Source organism: Cellulomonas oligotrophica (assembly GCF_013409875.1).
Lineage (GTDB): Bacteria > Actinomycetota > Actinomycetes > Actinomycetales > Cellulomonadaceae > Cellulomonas > Cellulomonas oligotrophica.
Genome location: NZ_JACCBK010000001.1, coordinates 1,507,329 through 1,524,885 on the forward strand (window position 1 = coordinate 1,507,329; position 17,557 = coordinate 1,524,885).

Sequence of the window (17,557 nt, forward strand, 5' to 3'; positions counted from 1 at the left end):
TGACTCCGGCACGTCGGGCGACGGACCTACGCTCGGGCGGTGCCCACCCCCTCGCCCGCCGGAGCCCCGCCCGCCGACGCGCCGATCGCCGGCCTGCTGACCTGGCTGGTGCGGCAGGGGGCGCGCCTGCCGGGCACCGCGGAGCTCGACGCCTTCACGGCCGTCGTCGCGGACGCGTGGTCGGCGCTGGGCCTGGAGGTCCACCGCGACCCCGTGCCGCTGACCGGCTGGGCGGCGACCGCGGGCACGCTGACCGTGCACCCGGCGGGACGCGGTGCGGCGGCCGCGCGCGTGCCCGTCGCGTCGGTCGCCCCGTGCTCCGCCGCGACGCCGCCGGAGGGTGTGCGGGGCCCCGTCGTGCGCGCCGGCGGGGGCGCGGTGCACGCCGGGACCTGCGCGGCGCGGTTGCCGTGGTGGACGTCGCCGCCCGTCCCGTGCCGGTCGGTCTGCTGGTGCGGGCCCTGGCCACGTCCCCGCCCACCTGGACGGCGCCCGCCGCGGTCGTGAACCCCGTGATCCCCGCCGAGCTGCTGGGCCGCCGGCTGCGGGCCCTCGTGCGACGCGGCGCGGTCGCGGTGGTGCTGGTGTGGCGCGGGCTGCCCGAGGACGTGGCGGCCGGCCAGTGGCTGCCGTTCACGCTGCCGGACCTGCCCGTGCCCGTGGTGCGGGTGGCGGGCGAGCACGCGGACGCGCTGGCCGACGGCGACGCGCACGTCACCGTGACGGCGACCCCGACGGGCCCGGCTCGCGGCGAGTCGGTGTGGTGCGTCGTGGAAGGGACCGGGACGTCGGACGAGACGGTGCTGGTGACGACGCACACCGACGGCCCCAACCCGCTGGAGGAGAACGGCCCCGTGGCGCTGGTGGGACTGGCGCGCGCGCTCGTGGCCGACCGGCCGCGCCGCACGCACGTGCTGGTGGCCGCGACGGGGCACCTGCGCATGCCCCAGCTGCCGCACCGCGGCCAGTGCACCGCGACCTGGCTGGCCGAGCACCGGTCGTGGTGGGACGGGGCGGCCGGGCACCGGCGTGCCGTCGCGGGCGTGGTCGTGGAGCACGTCGGGGCGCTCGACGACGACGGGGCGCCGGAGGTCGAGCTGGTGCACACCACCACCGCGCCGCTGGCCGCCCTCACCGCGACCGCGTTCGCGGCCCGTGCGCGCCCGCACCGGGCGCTGCTCGCCGCGCCGCGCAGCCTCGTGCACCTGGGCGAGGGCGAGCCGCTGCACGAGCACCGGATCCCTGCCGTGGCGTCGCTGGCGGTGCCGCGCCGGCTGCTGCAGCTCGCCGCACCGGACGACCCGCGGTGGCGTGGCCGCGTGGACGTCGCCCTGGCCGAGGACCAGGTCGCGGCCGTCGAGCGCGTGCTGCGTGCCGTGGACGCGACGCCGACCGGCGCGCTCGGCACGGTCCGGCGGCACCGGCCGTGGGAACGCGTGCGCGACGCGGCCCGCCTGCTCCGCTGGGTGCGCGGCGCCTGATCCGCCGCAGGCCCGACGCGGTCAGCGTCTGCCCGGCGAGGCTCGCCGGGATGTCAGGACGGCCCGCCGAGGCCGTGGAACGGCACACCCGCGACGGTGTCGACCGGCGCGGGCAGCACGTCGAGGCCGGCGGCCGCCTGCGCGACACCGCCGTCGGGGACAGGACCGACCCAGACGCGCCACAGGCCGTCCTGCCGGTGGACGGTGCCGTCGACCTCGAGGGCGGCCGGTGCCGCGTCGTCGACCTGCGCGGCGAGGGCGGGCACGTGCGCGGGCGGGACGAACCCGACCACGACGTTGCGCCACGCGAGCGTGAGCACGCCGGGGCGTCCGTGCCCGACCTCGAGGCGGGCACGGACGGGCGTGCGGACCGCGCGCTCGGGGGCCCGCAGCGCCGCCTCGAACGAGCGCTGCAGCGCGGGCGCCTCCGCCGCGAGGAACCCCTCGGCGACGTGACCGGGGACGGGCGTGCGGCGGCGCAGGGGTGCCATGGGGCCAGCGTGCCACGCCCGGGTGCGGCACGGCCCGGGCTCAGTCGCGCGCCTGCGCGGCCCGGTCGGCACGTCGGGCGAGCAGCAGGCCCAGGCCGACGACCGCGGAGGACGCGACCATGACCACCGCCATCGGCGTCATCGTGCTCTCGCCAGCGACGCCGACGAGCGGCGACACGAGCGCGGCGAGCAGGAACTGCGCGGCGCCGAGCAGCGCCGACGCAGAGCCGGAGGCGCCCGGTACCTGGGCCATCGCGAGCATCGTCGCGTTGCCGGCGACGAGGCCGAGGCCCACGACGACGAGGAGCAGCGCCCCGAGGACGGGCCACAGGCTCACCGCACCGGTGAGCGCGAGCACGAGGAGCACGAGCCCGCCGAGCCCCATGGCCGCGGCACCGGTGCGCACGAGCACGAGCGGGCCGGTGCGGCCCACGAGCCGCCCGGCGGTGGCGCTGGCGACGATGATCCCCACGGCGTTGACCGCGAAGGCGATCGAGTACTGCGTGGTGCTCAGCCCGAGCATGGTCTGCAGGACGAACGGCGAGGCCGAGATGTACGCGAAGAACGAGCCGAAGGAGAAGACGAAGACGAGCAGGTGGGCGACGTACCCGGGGGTGCGCAGCACGCGGGCGACGTCGGCCCGCAGGCGGGCGCCGCCGCCGGTGGAGCGCTGCTCGGGCGGCAGGGTCTCGTGCACGACGAGGGCCGCGCCGACGAGCATGAGCAGGGCGAGCGCGGTGAGCGCCCAGAACACCGACCGCCAGCCGAGGCTCGTGAACAGCACCGAGCCGACGAGCGGCGCGACGACGGGTGCGACGCCCTGGACGACCATGAGCAGGCTGAACGCCCGGGCGGCGGCGGCCCCGCGGGACACGTCGGTGACGACCGCACGGGCCAGCACGATGCCCGACGCACCGGCGAGGCCCTGCACGAAGCGCCCGGCGGTCAGGACGCCGATGCTGGGGGCGAGCGCGCACACGACCCCGGCGAGCACGGTGACCGCGGTGCCGAGGAGCAGGAGCCCGCGGCGCCCGCGCTGGTCGGACAGCGGCCCGACGACCAGCTGGCCCAGGCCCAGGCCGACGAGGAACGCGGTGAGCGTGAGCTGGATCCCCGACGCGGACGTGCCGAGCTCGGCGGCCATGGTGGGGAACGCCGGCAGGTACATGTCGGTCGCGAAGGGTGCGACGGACGTGAGCAGCGCGAGGGTGAGCAGCAGGCGGCCGGGCAGGCCCGGGGAGTCGTGGTCACCGCCGGCGGGCGCGCCGGACGTGCGGCCGGTCGGGGTCCGGTCCGTCACGGACAGGTCGGTCGTGGGGCGGGCGGGGGCGACGGGGTCGCTCGGGTGCGGGGGCACGGCAGCTCCTGGAGGGGTGGCGGCGCGGTCCCGCGCGTCGGCGACGGCGGGGCCGGCGCGGCGACGGTGCGGCGTTTCGGTATGTCGACATACCTATGATGCCAGACGCGTAGGGTGGTGCCGTGCCCGCCGTGCCCGCCGCGCCCCCGCCCCCCGACCCGCCGCTCGACCCGACCGTCCCGTCGGCCGCCGAGGACGCGTTCGCCGCCGCCCTGCACACCGTCGTCGTGCGCCTGCGCCGGCTCGGCGAGCACGGCGCCGGCCTCGACCTGCTCCCGATGTCCGAGGTCGAGGTGCTCTCCTGGGTCGCCGCGCACCCCGGCACCACCGTGACGCGCACGGCCCGCGCGCTGGGCCTGCAGCACTCCAACGTGAGCGCGACCGTCGCCCGCCTCGTGCGCCGCGAGCTGCTCGAGCGCCGGCCCGACCCGGACGACGCCCGCCGCGCCCTGCTGCACCCCACCCCCCGCGCGCGCTCGGACCGCGAGCGCATCGACGCCGCCTGGGCCCGCGACGTGCGGACGCTGCTCGCCGGCCTGGCCCCGGACGAGCGGGCCGCGCTGCTGGCGTCCGCGGCGGCGCTGGACCGCATCGCGCAGGAGTGGTCGGACGCCCGGCTGCGCGACGCACCGCCCGACCCGGAGCGCTGACCCCGGGCTCGGAGGCGGGCGCGCCCGTCCTAGGCTGGCCGCGTGACGCCCGAGCCCGCGCCGCCCGCCCCCGCCCCGCCCGCCGTGACGGGCACCGTCGTCGCAGCCTGCGTGGTGCACGCGCTGCGCCCCGACGAGAGCCCCGAGGGCGTCACGGCGATCGACAAGCGGCCGGTCGAGGGACCGGTGCGCGTCGGCGCCTACGGGCTGCGCGGCGACGTCCAGGCGTCGCGCCGCCACCACGGCGGGCTCGACAAGGCCGTGTACGCGTACGGGGAGGGCGACGCCCGGCACTGGGCGGACGAGCTGGGCCGGGAGCTGCCGCCCGGGTGGTTCGGCGAGAACCTGCGCGTGGCCGGCCTCGACCCCACGACGGCGCGCATCGGCGACCGGTGGCACGTCGGCGCGCACGTGGTGCTCGAGGTCACGGGGCCGCGGCGCCCGTGCGCGACCTTCGCGCGGTGGGTCGGCGGGGCCGACGAGCGCGGGTGGGTGCGCCGGTTCACGGAGGCGGGGCGCGTCGGGGCGTACCTGCGGGTGGTCCAGGGCGGCGACGTGACGGCCGGCGACCGCGTCGTCGTCGAGCCGGCCCCGCAGGACGCGCCGACCGTGGAGGACGTCTTCCGGGGCTGACCGTCGCGGGACCGGCGGCCCCGTCGCAGGTCGTCGACAGCCGACCGGACCGACCCGTCAGTTCAGGCGCGCGTCCGCCGGGGACGTCGACAGCAGCGCGAGGTCGCCGCCCTGGCGGCGCATGACGTGCCGCCACAGACCGTCCGCCGTGGGGGTCAGCACGTCCGAGGCCCGGGACGCGAGCACGAACCACGAGCGTTCGGCGAGCTCGGCGGCCAGCTGGCCGGCGCCCCAGCCGGCGTGCCCGGCGAAGATCCGCACGCCGACGACGCCCCGCAGCACCACGTCGGGGTCGGCGTCGAGGTCGACGAGCCCGAACGGGCCGACGACGCGGTGCACGCCACGCGGCGGGGGCAGGGCGGGGTCGAGCACCGCGACGCCCATCGCGGAGTCGAGGCCGACAGGTCCGCCCTGGAAGAGGGTCGCGGGGCGCGCGACCCGGTCGTGCCAGGGCGGCAGCACCCGGTCGACGGGCACGGGCATGGGGCGGTCCAGCACCACGCCCAGCGTGCCGTGGTCGCCGTGGTCGAGGACCAGGACGACGCTGCGGCCGAAGTGCGGGTCGACCAGGCGCGGGCGCGCGACGAGGAGACGTCCGACCATCTCCTCACCCGGCACGCGGCCATCATGGGTCGCGCGCGCGGTCGGCCGCGACCGCGCGGGCGCCCCGGCAGCGGGTGAACCCGCGGGGACCGGCGACGCTCAGCCGAGGCGCTCGGAGCGCACCCGGTCGCGCCCCTCGTCCTTGGCCCGGTACATCAGGCCGTCGACGCGCCGGAGCACGTCCTCCGGCGCCTCGTCGGGGAGCAGCTCGGTGACGCCGAAGCTCGCGGTCAGGACCGCGCCGAGGGTCATGCCCAGCTCGTGCGGCACGGTCTGGCGCAGCCGCTCGGCGAGCTGCACGGCGCGCCCGTGGTCGGCGCCGGGCGCCACCACGACGAACTCCTCGCCGCCGACGCGCGCGAGCAGGTCGCCGTCGCGCACGGCACGGCCCGCGACGTCCGCGACCGCCCGCAGCGCCTGGTCCCCCACGTCGTGCCCGTGGTCGTCGTTGACCCGCTTGAAGTGGTCGAGGTCGAAGTACACGACGGACACGGGGTGGTCGGGGCCGACCAGTCCGGACTGGTGCCGCAGCTCCTCGAGCAGGCGCCGACGGTTCGCGATGCCGGTGAGCTCGTCGAGGTACGCCATGTCGCGCATGCGCAGGGCCGCGCGGGCGGCCCGTTCCGCGTCGGCGCGCGCGGTCACGACGTGCTCCTTGGCGCGGGCCAGGATGAGCAGGAGGAAGAGCTGCACCCCCATGTACACGCCGAAGCGGACCGACCAGCCGACCTGCTCGGCACCGTCGGGGAAGGTGCTGAACGCCAGGACCAGGGCGAGGGTCGTGACCGTCAGGAGCACGCACCCGTGGACGAGGGCGGCCCGCGTGCGCTGGAAGAGGAAGGCGACCACGAGCACGATCCCCGTGCCGAGCAGGGGCATCGGGAACAGCGCGGCCCAGGCGGTCAGCGGGTCGGGCGCTGCGGCCACCCGCGCGACGGCCACGACGATCCACCACGTCTCCAGCACCGCGAGCGTCCCGAGGACCGCGGCCGGCACCCAGCGGGGGCGGCGGAGCAGGACCCAGGTGAGGACGGCCAGGTGCACCAGCAGCGGCGGGTAGCCCCAGCGGACCCAGAGGTCGTGCTCGTGCTCGACGACCCAGACCGCGACGAGCGCCGGCACGCACACCACGATGCCCAGCGCGAGGACGCGGCGGGCGAGGACGCTCAGGTCGTCGCCACGGCCGACCGTCACGAGCACGTCCACCGTCACCCCGGCACCGGCCGCTCGTGGTGCCGCGCGACACCAGGGGCGAGCGGCCCGGGGGCCAGTCTGTCGACCGTCGCGGGACAAAACGGTCCAGACCCGCCCTCTTCACCCGGTGCTTCACCCGTGCGGGTGCGCCCGCCCCCACGGGCGGCGGGACCTCACCCCACCAGGTCGGCGACCTCCGGGTCCGCACCGGCGAGGACGACGGCGCGCGCCGCGGCGGCGTCCGGGGCGCCGAGGGCGGACGCGGCGAGCGCCGCGCACCGCTCCCGGGTGTGCCGGCGCAGCGCGAACCGCACCGCGGGCACCGCGCCGGGCGACATCGACAGGCTGGTGACGCCGAGCCCGGCCAGGACGAGGGCCATGAGCGGGTCGGAGGCCGACTCCCCGCAGACGCCGACGGGCTTGCCGAGGTCCAGGCCCGCGCGGGCGGTCTCGGCGACGAGCCGCAGCACCGCCGGCTGCCACGGGTCGAGCAGGTCGGCGAGCTCGCCGCGCAGGCGGTCCGTGGCCATCGTGTACTGCGCGAGGTCGTTGGTGCCGAGGGAGACGAAGTCGACCTCGGCGAGGATCTCGCGGGCGAGCAGGGCGGCCGCGGGGACCTCGACCATGACGCCGACGGTCCCGACGCCGGCGGCGCGGGCGCGGGTCGCGACGTCACGGGCCTCCGCCGGTGTGGAGACCATGGGCGCCATGACCCACAGGGCCGGGTCGGGGCCGTCGGCCGTGGCGGCGGCGCGGCCGAGGGCGAGCAGCTGGCCGTCGACGAGCGCGGGGCTGGTCCGCACGAGGCGGTAGCCCCGCACCCCGAGCGCGGGGTTCTCCTCGTCGGGCTGCGTGGCGAACGCCAGCGGCTTGTCGGCACCCGCGTCGAGCGTGCGCACCACCGTCTTGCGACCGCCGAGCGCGGCGAGCGCGTCGCGGTAGGCCCGCTCCTGCTCCTCGAGGCCCGGGGCGTCCGTCCGTCCGAGGAACAGCACCTCGGTGCGGAACAGGCCGACGCCCTCGACCGCGGACGCCGCGGCGCGGTGCGCGTCCTCGACGGTGCCGATGTTGGCGAGCAGGGCGATCCGGTGCCCGTCGGCCGTGGCGCCGGGGGCGGTGTCCTGCGCGAGGGCGCGCTCGCGCGCGGCGCGGCGCCCGACGGCGTCCCGCGTGGCGGCGTCGGGCTCGACGACGAGGGTGCCGGCGCCGGCGTCGAGGGCGACGACCGTGCCGTCGGCCAGCGCGGTGACGCCCGTCGCCCGCACGAGGCACGGCAGCCCGAGCTGGCCCGCGACGATCGCGGTGTGCCCGGTGGGGCCGCCGAGCTCGGTGACGATGCCGACGACGAGGTCGAGGTCGAGCGCGGCGGTGTCCGCGGGCGACAGGTCGAGGGCCGCCACGACGGACGGGCGGTCGAGCGTGACGCCGGGCTCGGGCTCGCCGAGCAGGCGGGCGACGACGCGGTCGCGGACGCTGCGCAGGTCGGTGACCCGCTCGGCCATCAGCGGTCCCGCGGCGGCGAACATCTCGACGAACCGGCCGACCGCCCCCTCCACCGCGGTCGCGGGCCCCTGCCCGGCGTCGACGCGCGCGTGCGCGTCGGCACGCAGCGCCGGGTCGCGGGCGATGCTCGCGGCCGCGCCCAGCACGCCGGCGGCGGCACCCGTGGCGGCGGCGGCGCGGGCGACGAGGGTGCTCGCCACCTCGGCGAACGCGTCGTCGATCGCGGTGCGCGCGGCGGCCGGGTCGGCCGGCGCCGGCTCGTCGGCGGGCGCCGCCGGGGCGGCGCGCAGCACGGCGAGCGGGGCGACGACCGCCCCGCGGCCGGCACCGACACCCGTGATCACCGTGCCGGGCGCGACGGCGTCGGCCGGCGGGGCGGGCGTCGCGACGGTGCGCGGCGCGGGGGCGACGTCGGTGCTCACTCCTGCGCGTCCAGGTCCTGCTCGAGCAGCGCGACGAGCGCGTCGAGCGCCGGCCCGGCGGCGGCGTCGTCGCTGGCCAGGACGACCTCCTCGCCGTGCCCGAGGCCCTGCGACATGACCATGAGGACGCTGGACGCGTCGACGCCCGGCTGGCCGGGGCGGGCCACCGTCACCGGGTGGCCGCAGTCGGCCGCGGCCTGCGTGAAGCGGGAGGCCGGCCGGGCGTGCAGGCCGGAGGCGGACGCGATGATGACTCGTCGTTCGAGCACGGGGACACTCCGTCGTCGTCGGCGGGCAGACCACCACGTCGGCCCGGGGATGCTCTGGGGGACCGTGCCGGGCGGGAAAAGAAAAAGACCCGAGAACACGCACCACCGGTGCGGTTCCTCGGGTCTTGCCTGATCGCGTCAGTCACAATCCACTGCGGTGCGCCGATCGTGCACCCGCGCCGCCCGGGCAGTCAAGTCACGCCCCGGGACCGCCCGCGACGCCGGGCGCACGGCCCGTCCAGGGACCGGCGTTGACGTCGAGCACCCGGGTGCGCCGCGCGGCGTCGACGGCGACGAGCGAGACGCTCGCGTTCTCCAGCGGACCGTGCCGCAACGGGTCCACGTCGGCGAGGTTGAGGCCCGAGGCGACCGCGAGGTACGCGGCGAGCGTGACGCCGTGGCTGACCACGAGGACGTCCCCGCCGTCGGGGTGCCGGGCGACGATCTCGCCGAACGCGTCGTCGACGCGCGTCCGGAACGCCGGACCGGTCTCGCCGCCGGCCAGCCCCTCGAAGGTGCCCCCGACGATCGACCCGAACATCGTGAACGGGTCGACCGTGGCGAACAGCTCCGCCTCCGAGGTCGCCTCGTAGTCGCCGAACCCGAACTCGCGCAGCCCGTCGAGCTCGACCGGGCGCACCGTGGGGTGCTCGGCGAGGAGGAGCTCGGTGGTGCGGACGGTGCGCCCCAGCGGGCTGGTGTACGCCGCGACGAACGGCACCTGTGCCAGCCACCGGGCGGTGGCCACGACGCCCTCCTCGCCGTCGGGCGTCAGCGGCGAGTCGCACCAGCCCTGCATGAGCCGCTCGACGTTGTAGACCGTGCGGCCGTGGCGCACCAGGTGCAGGCGCAGCTCGGCGTCGGTCGAGGAGGCGTCGGGGGCGTGCGGGTCGGCGGGCATGGTCCCGGAGCATAGGCACCCGGGCCGAGGACGGCCGTGCTCACGGCGCTGACCTGGGATGTTGGACAACTGCCCGCGGACGGGTCTATGTTCCGGCGCAGCAGTCAAGGCGCTGCGAAGTTCGGGATTGTGACGTCACAGGCAAGACCCAGACTTTGGCGCACCAGGTATCCGCACGTGCTCGTCACGTGGTCGGCCCTTCCTCGGTGCGGCGAGGTTTGGGTCTTTTTTGTTTCTCCGGACGGGCGCAGCGCCGGCTCCCCTGCGACGACGCAGGACCGGTGTCACCTTCAAGGAGGAATCGTGGCAGCAGCATCGAAGTACGAGACGACCGCCGACGCGGTCCTGGCCGCCGTCGGCGGGCCGGGGAACGTCGACTCCGTGACCCACTGCGCGACGCGTCTGCGCTTCCGGCTCAAGGACGCCGCGGCGGCGGACCGCGCCCGCGTCGAGCAGGCGCCGGGCGTGATCACCGTCGTGGAGTCCGGCGGGCAGTTCCAGGTCGTCATCGGCAACACGGTCAACAAGGTGTACGAGGCGCTGACCAGGAACGGCGATCTGAGCACGTCCTCGGACGGCGGCTCCGGCGGCGGCGTCATGGCCCGCGTCATCGACCTCGTCACCAGCATCTTCACCCCGTTCCTGTGGGTGCTCGCCGGCGCCGGCCTGCTCAAGGCACTGCTCGCGGTCGTCGCCGAGGTCAGCCCCGGTGCGGCGGCCACGACGACGTACGAGATCTTCTTCGTCGCCGCCGACGGGGTGTTCCAGTTCCTGCCCTTCTTCCTCGCCATCACCGCCGCGAAGAAGTTCAAGGCCAACCAGTGGGTGTCCGTCGCGATCGCCGCGGCCCTCGTGTACTCCGACACGGTCGCGGTCGTCGCCGGGCCGGACGGCGCGGACGTCACGCTCAACGCGTTCGTCGCCGGCGGCGGGGAGCTGACGTTCCTCGGCGTGCCGGTGGTGCTCATCAGCTACCTGCAGGGCGTCATCCCGATCATCCTCGCGGTCTACGCGCAGTCGAAGGTCGAGGCCCTGGCCAACCGGGTCCTGCCCGACGCGATCCGCAACTTCGTCGCCCCGATGATCACGCTCGCGGTCGTCGTGCCCGCGACGTTCCTGGCGATCGGCCCGGCCGCCGACTACCTCGGCCAGGGGCTGTCGTGGGCCGTGAACTCGCTGTGGTCGCTCAGCCCCGTCGTGGGTGGCGCCCTGCTGGGCGCCGGGTGGCAGATCTTCGTGATCTTCGGCCTGCACTGGGGCCTGGTGCCGCTGTTCGTGCAGGACATCTCGATGCAGGGCTACTCGCTGCTGACCGGCCCGCTGTTCGCCGCCGTCCTCGCCCAGGGCGCCGCCGCCGCGGCCGTCGCGATCAAGACCAAGAACTCCGACCTGCGGGGCGTCGCCGGCCCGGCGGCCCTGTCCGGGATCCTCGCGGGCATCACCGAGCCGGCCATCTACGGCGTGACCCTGCGCCTGAAGAAGCCGTTCGTCTACGCGTGCATCGGCGGCGCGGTCGGCGGCGCCATCGCCGCGGCCGGCGGCTCGGCGGCCGAGGGCTTCGTGGTCCCCGGCGGCATCTCCATCGCCGCGACCATCGGCGTCGGGAGCTTCGCGATGCAGCTGATCGGCACCGGCACGGCCATGGTCATCGCGTTCGTGCTGACCCTGACGCTCGGCTTCACCGACATCCCGCAGAAGGCCGCGCCCGAGGCCGGCACCCCGGACGGGCCCGCCTCCGACGGCGGACCGGCCCAGGTGCTGGCACCCGTCGCCGGCACGGCCGTCCCGCTCGGCGAGGTCGCGGACAAGGTGTTCTCGTCCGGCGCGCTGGGCGCCGGCGTGGGCGTCGTGCCGGCGGACGGCCACGTCGTCGCCCCCGTGAGCGGGCAGGTCGTCTCCGCGATGCCGCACGCCTACGGGCTGCGCGGCGACGACGGGGTCGAGGTGCTCGTGCACGTCGGCATCGACACCGTCCGGCTCGACGGGCGGGGCTTCTCCCCCGCCGTCCGGCAGGGCGAGCACGTCACCGCCGGCCAGCCGCTCGTCGACGTCGACCTGCCGACGCTGCGGTCCGCCGGGTACGACCCGACGACGGTGGTCCTCGTGACCAACAGCGCCGCCTACGCCGCGGTCGCGCTCACCACCGGCGCCGTCGCCGCGGGCGACCTGCTCGTGACCGTCGAGCCCGCCGCCGTCCCCGCCTGACCGGCGCCCGCACCTGACCCGCGCGGGCCGGCCCCACCGGGCCGGCCCGCGCACCCCGACCGAGGAGGACCCATGACCACCCCGTTCCCGCCCACGTTCCTGTGGGGCGGCGCGACCGCCGCGAACCAGATCGAGGGCGCGTACGACCAGGACGGCAAGGGCCTGTCCGTGCAGGACGTCCTGCCGCGCGGGATCTTCGGGCCCCGCACCGACGCCCCCACGCCGGACAACCTCAAGCTGCAGGCCATCGACTTCTACCACCGGTACGAGGACGACCTGGAGCTGCTGGCCGCGATGGGCCTGCGCACGTTCCGGTTCTCCGTCGCGTGGTCGCGGATCTTCCCGCACGGCGACGACGCCGAGCCGAACGAGGCCGGGCTGGCGTTCTACGACCGGGTGGTCGACACGTGCCTGCGCCTGGGCATGGAGCCGCTGGTGACGATCTCCCACTACGAGACCCCGCTGGCGCTGGCCGACAAGCACGACGGGTGGCGCAGCCGGGAGATGGTCGACCTGTACGTGCGGTACGCGCGCACCCTCGTCGAGCGGTACCGGGGGCGGGTGAAGTACTGGCTGACGTTCAACGAGATCAACTCGCTGTTCCACGCCCCGTTCATGAGCGCGGGCATCGCCACGCCCAAGGACGAGCTGACCGAGGCCGACCTCTACCAGGCCGCGCACCACGAGCTGGTGGCGTCGGCGCTGGCCACGCAGGTGATCCACGAGGTCGACCCCGACGCGCAGGTCGGCTGCATGGTCCTGGCGATGCCGGTGTACCCGCTGACGCCGGCGCCGGACGACGTCGTGGCCGCGATGCACGCCGACCACCGCAACCTGTTCTACGGCGACGTGCACGTGCGCGGCCGCTACCCCGGGTACGTGCTGCGCGACCTGCGCGAGCGCGGGATCGAGCTCGACATCACCGACGCCGACCGCGAGGCCCTCACCCACACGGTCGACTTCGTGTCGTTCTCGTACTACATGAGCATCTGCGAGACCGCCGCCCCGGTCGAGGCCGGCGAGGGCAACATCATGGGCGGCGTGCCCAACCCGCACCTGCCCGCCTCGGAGTGGGGGTGGCAGATCGACCCGCAGGGCCTGCGCGTCGTGCTCAACCAGTTCTGGGACCGCTGGCAGAAGCCGCTGTTCATCGTCGAGAACGGCCTCGGTGCGCGCGACGAGCTCGTCGAGGTCGACGGGCGGCTCACGGTGGTCGACGACTACCGGATCGCCTACCTGCGCGACCACCTCGTCCAGGTGGCCGAGGCCGTCGCGGACGGCGTCGAGGTCATGGGGTACACCCCGTGGGGCTGCATCGACCTGGTCTCGGCCTCCACCGCCCAGATGAGCAAGCGGTACGGGTTCGTCCACGTCGACCGCGACGACGACGGCACCGGCACCCTGACCCGCCGCACCAAGGCCTCGTACGACTGGTACCGCCAGGTGATCGCCACCGACGGCGCGAGCCTGCAGGACGGCTGACCCGGGGCACCCGGGTCGACGCAGGGGGCGAGGAGGGGACGGCGGCCGTGGCGCGGTGCGCGCGCGGCCGCCGTCCGCGAGAGTGGTCCCGCGCAGCGTGGCGCGGGGCCGGCAGCCGCACGGTGCGGTGCGGACGGCACGGGAGGTGCGGGCGTGAAGGTCGCGAAGGTGTTCAACAACTCGGTGGTGCTCGGCGTCGACGAGCAGGGCCGGGAGGTCGTGCTGTTCGGGCGCGGCGTGGGCTTCCAGGCCCGGGCGGGCGACGTCGTCGACCTCGAGCGCGTCGAGCGGCGGTTCACGCCCAGCGCGGCGGGCATCGACCGCATCGCCGCGTTCGTCGAGCAGATCCCCGCGGAGGAGGTCGACCTCACCGTCCGGATCGTCGCGGACGCGCGCGAGCAGCTCGGCAAGCACGTGACCGACGCCGTGCTGATCCCGCTGGCCGACCACCTGGTGTTCGCGCTGCGCCGGGCCGCCGAGGGCACCGCCGACGTCGACTACCCGCTGCGGTGGGAGGTCGCGCGGCTGTACCCCGCCGAGCTGGAGTTCGCCCGCGGTGCGCTGCGGACGATCGAGGCCGAGCGCGGCGTGCGACTCCCCCCGGGCGAGGCGGTGCCGATCGCGCTGCACCTGGTCAACGCGCAGTTCGGCGCGTCGCCCGACATGCAGACGACGGTCGAGATGACGCAGGTGCTGACCCGCACCCTCGCCCTGGTGCACGAGCGGTTCGGCCTGGAGCTGGACGAGGACTCCCCCGCCGTCGCCCGGTTCGTGCTGCACCTGAGGTACCTCATCGTCCGGCAGCGGCGCGGCCAGACCATGGCCGACAAGGTCGCGGGGATGTTCGACGCGGTCCGGGACGGTGCGCCCGAGGAGTACGAGGTGGCCCGCGACGTCGCCGAGCTCCTCGCCGAGCGCTTCGGCTGGGACGTCGGCGACGAGGAGCGCGTCTACCTCACGCTGCACATCGCCCGGCTGCGCGCCGCGGGCGCCGAGCAGACCCAGGCGGGGCAGGCGTGAGCGCGGACGCGCTCGGCGCCGCGATCGTCGGCCTCGCCGGCGGTGCGGGCAACGTGCGCGCGGTGTCGCACTGCTGGAGCCGGCTGCGGCTCGACCTCGTCGACCCCGCGGCGGCCGACCGCGCAGGGCTGGCCGCGCTCGCCGACGTCCTGCTCGTCGTCGACGCGGCCGGCGAGCTCCAGGTCGCGCTGCGCACGGGCCTCCTCGAGACCCACGCCGCGGTCGCCGCACTGCTGGCGGACGCACGCTGACCGCTTCCCCGGGGCGCGGGTCGTCCGCTCATGGTCCGCCACGCGACTGCCGATGGGACAGGTGCGCGTCCGGCCCGGACGTGACCGTCGGCGAGAGGTCCGGCCCGTGACGTCTCGGCTGCCCGTGGACCGGGGCGCCTACCTGCGGCTGCGACGCCGTGCCCGGCTGCTGACCGTGGCCGCGGTGCTGCCGCTGGCACTCGGTGCCGCCAACGTCGTCGCCGCGGCCCTCTCGGACGACCCCACGGTCCACCGGCTGGGCGCGTGGTGGTTCTTCCAGTCGGCGCTCTGGCTGATCGGCGCGGGCTGGGTGGTGCAGCGGGCGTGGCGCCGCAGCCGCGCCGCGCAGCCGCACGTGCAGCAGCTGGGCGACCTCGGTGCCGCCCGGCCGTCCGACGAGGCCCTCGGCGTACCGGGGCTCAGCACACCTGCACCACCGCACCTCGGCCTGTCCGGGCAGGTCAGGCCGTCACCGCGCTGGTGAGGGGCTCGTCCCGGCGAGGCGGGCGTGCCAGGCGTCCCAGGCGTCGAGCCGCGCCTGGTCGGCGCGGTCGCCGACCTGGGCGTGCAGGTCCGCCAGCCGCGCGCGGGTGACCTCCCGCGCAGCGGCGGGGTCGACGTCCGCGCCGACGGACAGCGCCCAGCGCGGCACCAGGTGCGCGCCGCGCCGGGTCTTGCTCTCGAGCGCCTCGCCGCCCAGGTCGACCCACGTGCACCCGGCCTCGAGCGCGATCCGCACGGGCTCGTAGAAGTACGTCGCGAAGTACGCACCCGTCGCGGCGGCGACGTCGTACCGCAGGCCGCTCACGCGCATCGCCACCCCCGAGCCCCACCGGTAGCCGAGCGCGAACGCCACGGCCTCACCGTCGAGCCGGGCGACGACCGCGAACGCGTGCCGGGCGAGGTCGCCGTGGGCGCACAGCCGCAGGTACGCCGCGGCACCCTCGGCGGAGCCGTCGTGCCCGTGGTGCGCCTGCACCTGCCCCAGCAGGGGCGCGACCTCGTCGACCACCTCCGCCAGCCCCGACGTGGTCACCCGGACGCCCGAGGCCTCGATCCGCCGCAGGTCGCGGCGCACGCCGGAGCGGCTGGTGCGCGACAGGGACGCGAGGTGGTCCTCGGGCGTCGTCATCCCGCGCAGGTCGATCGCGGCGGTGACCATGCCGAGCACCGGCACGGGGCGGCCGGGCAGCACGCCCGCCGCGACGACGTCGGCCGCCTCCTCGCCGGTCAGGTGCGGCAGCAGCGCGGCGTCGTGGCCGAGGGCGTCGAGCAGGGCGCGCACGGGTGCGCGGCGCGCGGCCGCGGATGCACCGGGCGCGGCGGGCAGGTGGCCGGCGTACCCCGAGCAGCCGCCGAGCAGCGTGAACGCCTCGACGGGCGTGCGCAGGGCGTCCTCGTAGAGCCACGCGTGCGTGTAGCGGGGGTTGGTCGCGTCGCTCCGGGCGTCGTAGGCCAGCGCCGCGGCGGACCCGTCGTCGGACCACGCCACGTGCGGGTGCATGCCGCCGCGCTCGGCGAACGCCCGCAGCCACGGTCCGCCGGTGTAGAAGCTCTCGGCGTTCAGCGCGTCCCAGGCGGCGTCGAGGCCGGTCGTGCGGACGTCTGTCACAGCCACGGCGAGACGAGCAGGCCGACGAGGATGCTGCCGAGGAAGGCCACGCCCAGGTAGAACGCGAACACGCGGCCGTTGACGACGGAGCGGACGGCGACCATCGCGGGGACGGTCGTGGTGGCACCGGCGAGCAGGAACGTCACGCCCGCGGCCGGGAGCATGCCCTGCGCGAGCAGCCCCTGCACCACCGGGATCGCGGCGACCCCGTTGAGGTACAGCGGCGTGCCCAGCGCCGCGGCGAGCGGGATCGCGGCGACGCCGTCGGCGCCGAGCAGGGACGAGACGAGCGAGGTCGGCACGTAGCGGACGACGAGGGCCATCGCGACGAGCGCGAGCAGCAGCCACCCGCCGAGCCCGCGGGCGTCGCGCAGCACGTCGCGGCCGAACCGGCGCCAGTCGATCAGACGCGCGTTGCGGGCGATCATCGTGCGCCACGGGGTGCCGTCGTCGTCCGCCCACGGGTCCTCGGCGGGTGCCGCGCAGCCCGGGTCGCAGGCGGCCGCGGCGGCGGGCGCCTCGACGCCCGTGCCGCAGGCCGCACCGGACGCGGCCGGGGCGTCGGCGGGCGACCCGCCGTCCGCAACGGCGGGCGCGCCCGCGGTGGCGGGCACGGGCACGGGCCGGGCGACGGCCGCCTCGGCCCGGGCGACGGAGGGGCGCAGGGGCTGGGCGAACAGCCCGCGCCGCTCGAGGACCAGCACGACGAGGCCCGCACCGACGCTGAGCAGCAGGGCGCCCACCAGGCGGGCGGTCGCCACGTCGATGCCGAGCGCGGCGGCCGACAGGGCGAAGATCTCCGGGTCCATCGCGGGCGAGGCCACCCAGAACGCCATGACCGCGGACAGCGGCACGCCCGAACGCAGCAGCCGGCTGATCAGCGGGATCACGGTGAACGAGCAGAACGGGCTGAGCGCCCCCACGGCCGCCGTGGTAAGCACGGCGACGACGCCGTGCCGGGCGAACGCGCGCTTGGCCAGCACGTCGAGGTTCAGGTGCTGCACGAGCACCCCGAGCACGACCGCGAGGAGGAACCAGGGGGCAAGCTCCAGCGCGGCCATGACCACGAAGGACACGACCTGCGACACCTCTTCCCACACCGTCGCCATGGTCGTGCGCTCCTTCGTGTCAGCCGGCGAGCCACCCGGGGCTGACCGCTTCGGACCGTGCCCGGAATCGACCCATGACCATGTCGGCCGCGGTCGGGAACCGCTCGAGGCAGCTCCGGTTCACGGAGTGATATGTCTGCGTGCCCTCACGGCGTCGCAGGACGAATCCCACGTCGTGCAGGACCTTGAGGTGGTGCGAGGTGGTCGACTGCTTCAGACCGAGTGCGGCGACGATGTCGCCGACATTCATCTCGCGCTCCCCGGAGGCGAGGAGATTGAGAATGCGCATCCGTGTCGGGTCGGCCAACGAGTGGAACCAGGTCGCGAACAGCTCGGCCTGCTCCTCGGTCAGCCGGACGGTGTCATTCATGCGT

Annotated in this window: 19 protein-coding genes; 9 read left to right on the forward strand and 10 right to left on the reverse strand. The window is 76.1% G+C overall.

Annotation, left to right across the window (positions count from 1 at the left end; genetic code table 11):
- Nucleotides 1–39: 39 nt before the first annotated feature.
- Both BKA21_RS06660 and BKA21_RS06665 read left to right on the forward strand, forming a co-directional pair.
- Nucleotides 40–507 (forward strand): hypothetical protein, encoded by a 468-nt coding sequence (locus tag BKA21_RS06660; RefSeq protein ID WP_140457525.1) that lies wholly within the window; start codon nucleotides 40–42, stop codon nucleotides 505–507.
- A complete protein-coding gene (locus BKA21_RS06665; protein ID WP_140457526.1) occupies nucleotides 414–1,481 on the forward strand; it encodes a zinc-binding metallopeptidase family protein in 1,068 nt (355 codons plus the stop codon). Before BKA21_RS06660 ends, BKA21_RS06665 begins: the two co-directional genes overlap by 94 nt.
- Nucleotides 1,482–1,534: 53 nt before the next feature.
- Here BKA21_RS06665 and BKA21_RS06670 read toward each other — a convergent pair whose 3' ends face one another.
- Together BKA21_RS06670 and BKA21_RS06675 are read right to left on the reverse strand one after the other, a co-directional pair.
- On the reverse strand, nucleotides 1,535–1,972 hold the full coding sequence (locus BKA21_RS06670; protein ID WP_140457527.1) for a hypothetical protein: 438 nt from the start codon (nucleotides 1,970–1,972) through the stop codon (nucleotides 1,535–1,537).
- 40 nt (nucleotides 1,973–2,012) lie between these two features.
- A complete protein-coding gene (locus BKA21_RS06675) occupies nucleotides 2,013–3,329 on the reverse strand; it encodes a multidrug effflux MFS transporter (protein ID WP_218886985.1) in 1,317 nt (438 codons plus the stop codon).
- A gap of 122 nt (nucleotides 3,330–3,451) precedes the next feature.
- Between BKA21_RS06675 and BKA21_RS06680 the strand changes: the two genes are divergently transcribed.
- Both BKA21_RS06680 and BKA21_RS06685 read left to right on the forward strand, forming a co-directional pair.
- On the forward strand, nucleotides 3,452–3,979 hold the full coding sequence (locus BKA21_RS06680) for a MarR family winged helix-turn-helix transcriptional regulator (protein WP_140457528.1): 528 nt from the start codon (nucleotides 3,452–3,454) through the stop codon (nucleotides 3,977–3,979).
- A 42-nt stretch (nucleotides 3,980–4,021) separates the two neighbouring features.
- A complete protein-coding gene (locus tag BKA21_RS06685) occupies nucleotides 4,022–4,612 on the forward strand; it encodes an MOSC domain-containing protein (RefSeq protein WP_140457529.1) in 591 nt (196 codons plus the stop codon).
- Between the two features lie 57 nt (nucleotides 4,613–4,669).
- Here the strand turns inward: BKA21_RS06685 and BKA21_RS06690 are convergent, their stop codons facing one another.
- The 5 genes from BKA21_RS06690 to BKA21_RS06710 all read right to left on the reverse strand — a co-directional run bounded on the left by BKA21_RS06690 (nucleotide 4,670) and on the right by BKA21_RS06710 (nucleotide 9,504).
- Entirely contained in the window at nucleotides 4,670–5,215 is a 546-nt protein-coding gene (locus BKA21_RS06690; protein ID WP_140457530.1) for a YqgE/AlgH family protein, read from the reverse strand.
- Between the two features lie 99 nt (nucleotides 5,216–5,314).
- A complete protein-coding gene (locus BKA21_RS19920; protein ID WP_140457531.1) occupies nucleotides 5,315–6,427 on the reverse strand; it encodes a GGDEF domain-containing protein in 1,113 nt (370 codons plus the stop codon).
- 155 nt (nucleotides 6,428–6,582) lie between these two features.
- The gene (locus BKA21_RS06700) at nucleotides 6,583–8,334 is read right to left on the reverse strand and encodes a putative PEP-binding protein (RefSeq protein ID WP_239072718.1); all 1,752 of its coding nucleotides are present in this window, start codon (nucleotides 8,332–8,334) and stop codon (nucleotides 6,583–6,585) included.
- Nucleotides 8,331–8,603 (reverse strand): HPr family phosphocarrier protein, encoded by a 273-nt coding sequence (locus BKA21_RS06705; protein WP_140457532.1) that lies wholly within the window; start codon nucleotides 8,601–8,603, stop codon nucleotides 8,331–8,333. Before BKA21_RS06705 ends, BKA21_RS06700 begins: the two co-directional genes overlap by 4 nt.
- A 196-nt stretch (nucleotides 8,604–8,799) precedes the next feature.
- A complete protein-coding gene (locus tag BKA21_RS06710) occupies nucleotides 8,800–9,504 on the reverse strand; it encodes a histidine phosphatase family protein (RefSeq protein ID WP_140457533.1) in 705 nt (234 codons plus the stop codon).
- A 303-nt stretch (nucleotides 9,505–9,807) separates the two neighbouring features.
- Here BKA21_RS06710 and BKA21_RS06715 point away from each other — a divergent pair, with 303 nt between their 5' ends.
- The 5 genes from BKA21_RS06715 (at nucleotide 9,808) to BKA21_RS06735 (ending at nucleotide 14,946) form a co-directional block, all read left to right on the forward strand.
- Nucleotides 9,808–11,709 (forward strand): beta-glucoside-specific PTS transporter subunit IIABC, encoded by a 1,902-nt coding sequence (locus BKA21_RS06715; protein ID WP_239072717.1) that lies wholly within the window; start codon nucleotides 9,808–9,810, stop codon nucleotides 11,707–11,709.
- Nucleotides 11,710–11,781: 72 nt separating this feature from the next.
- Nucleotides 11,782–13,191 carry a glycoside hydrolase family 1 protein gene (locus BKA21_RS06720; protein ID WP_140457534.1) on the forward strand — a complete coding sequence of 470 codons (1,410 nt, stop codon included), beginning with the start codon at nucleotides 11,782–11,784 and terminating at the stop codon, nucleotides 13,189–13,191.
- 153 nt (nucleotides 13,192–13,344) lie between these two features.
- Complete coding sequence (locus BKA21_RS20130; protein WP_140457535.1) at nucleotides 13,345–14,211, forward strand: PRD domain-containing protein; 867 nt, start codon at nucleotides 13,345–13,347, stop codon at nucleotides 14,209–14,211.
- Nucleotides 14,208–14,462: a PTS transporter subunit EIIB gene (locus BKA21_RS06730; protein ID WP_170208905.1), complete on the forward strand. Its 255-nt coding sequence runs from the start codon at nucleotides 14,208–14,210 to the stop codon at nucleotides 14,460–14,462. The genes BKA21_RS20130 and BKA21_RS06730 overlap by 4 nt, the downstream gene beginning before the upstream one ends.
- A 106-nt stretch (nucleotides 14,463–14,568) precedes the next feature.
- Nucleotides 14,569–14,946: a hypothetical protein gene (locus BKA21_RS06735; RefSeq protein WP_140457536.1), complete on the forward strand. Its 378-nt coding sequence runs from the start codon at nucleotides 14,569–14,571 to the stop codon at nucleotides 14,944–14,946.
- Here BKA21_RS06735 and BKA21_RS19925 read toward each other — a convergent pair.
- From BKA21_RS19925 to BKA21_RS06750, 3 genes are read right to left on the reverse strand one after another with little or no spacing between them, the layout of a single operon-like run.
- The gene (locus BKA21_RS19925; RefSeq protein ID WP_140457537.1) at nucleotides 14,932–16,080 is read right to left on the reverse strand and encodes a GNAT family N-acetyltransferase; all 1,149 of its coding nucleotides are present in this window, start codon (nucleotides 16,078–16,080) and stop codon (nucleotides 14,932–14,934) included. The two genes, BKA21_RS06735 and BKA21_RS19925, sit on opposite strands and share 15 nt — an antisense overlap.
- Nucleotides 16,071–17,183, reverse strand: a complete 1,113-nt coding sequence (locus BKA21_RS06745) for a permease (RefSeq protein WP_140457538.1) — start codon at nucleotides 17,181–17,183, stop codon at nucleotides 16,071–16,073. The genes BKA21_RS19925 and BKA21_RS06745 overlap by 10 nt, the downstream gene beginning before the upstream one ends.
- A 19-nt stretch (nucleotides 17,184–17,202) precedes the next feature.
- The gene (locus BKA21_RS06750) at nucleotides 17,203–17,553 is read right to left on the reverse strand and encodes an ArsR/SmtB family transcription factor (RefSeq protein WP_140457539.1); all 351 of its coding nucleotides are present in this window, start codon (nucleotides 17,551–17,553) and stop codon (nucleotides 17,203–17,205) included.
- Nucleotides 17,554–17,557: the final 4 nt, after the last annotated feature.

Bases quoted from the DNA above. Each gene is read 5' to 3' on its own strand.
- BKA21_RS06670 (WP_140457527.1), bottom strand. From the start codon at position 1,972: ATGGCACCCCTGCGCCGCCGCACGCCCGTCCCCGGTCACGTCGCCGAG.
- BKA21_RS06690 (WP_140457530.1), bottom strand. From the start codon at position 5,215: ATGGTCGGACGTCTCCTCGTCGCGCGCCCGCGCCTGGTCGACCCGCAC.
- BKA21_RS06710 (WP_140457533.1), bottom strand. From the start codon at position 9,504: ATGCCCGCCGACCCGCACGCCCCCGACGCCTCCTCGACCGACGCCGAG.
- BKA21_RS06720 (WP_140457534.1), top strand. From the start codon at position 11,782: ATGACCACCCCGTTCCCGCCCACGTTCCTGTGGGGCGGCGCGACCGCC.
- BKA21_RS06745 (WP_140457538.1), bottom strand. From the start codon at position 17,183: ATGGCGACGGTGTGGGAAGAGGTGTCGCAGGTCGTGTCCTTCGTGGTC.
- BKA21_RS06750 (WP_140457539.1), bottom strand. From the start codon at position 17,553: ATGAATGACACCGTCCGGCTGACCGAGGAGCAGGCCGAGCTGTTCGCG.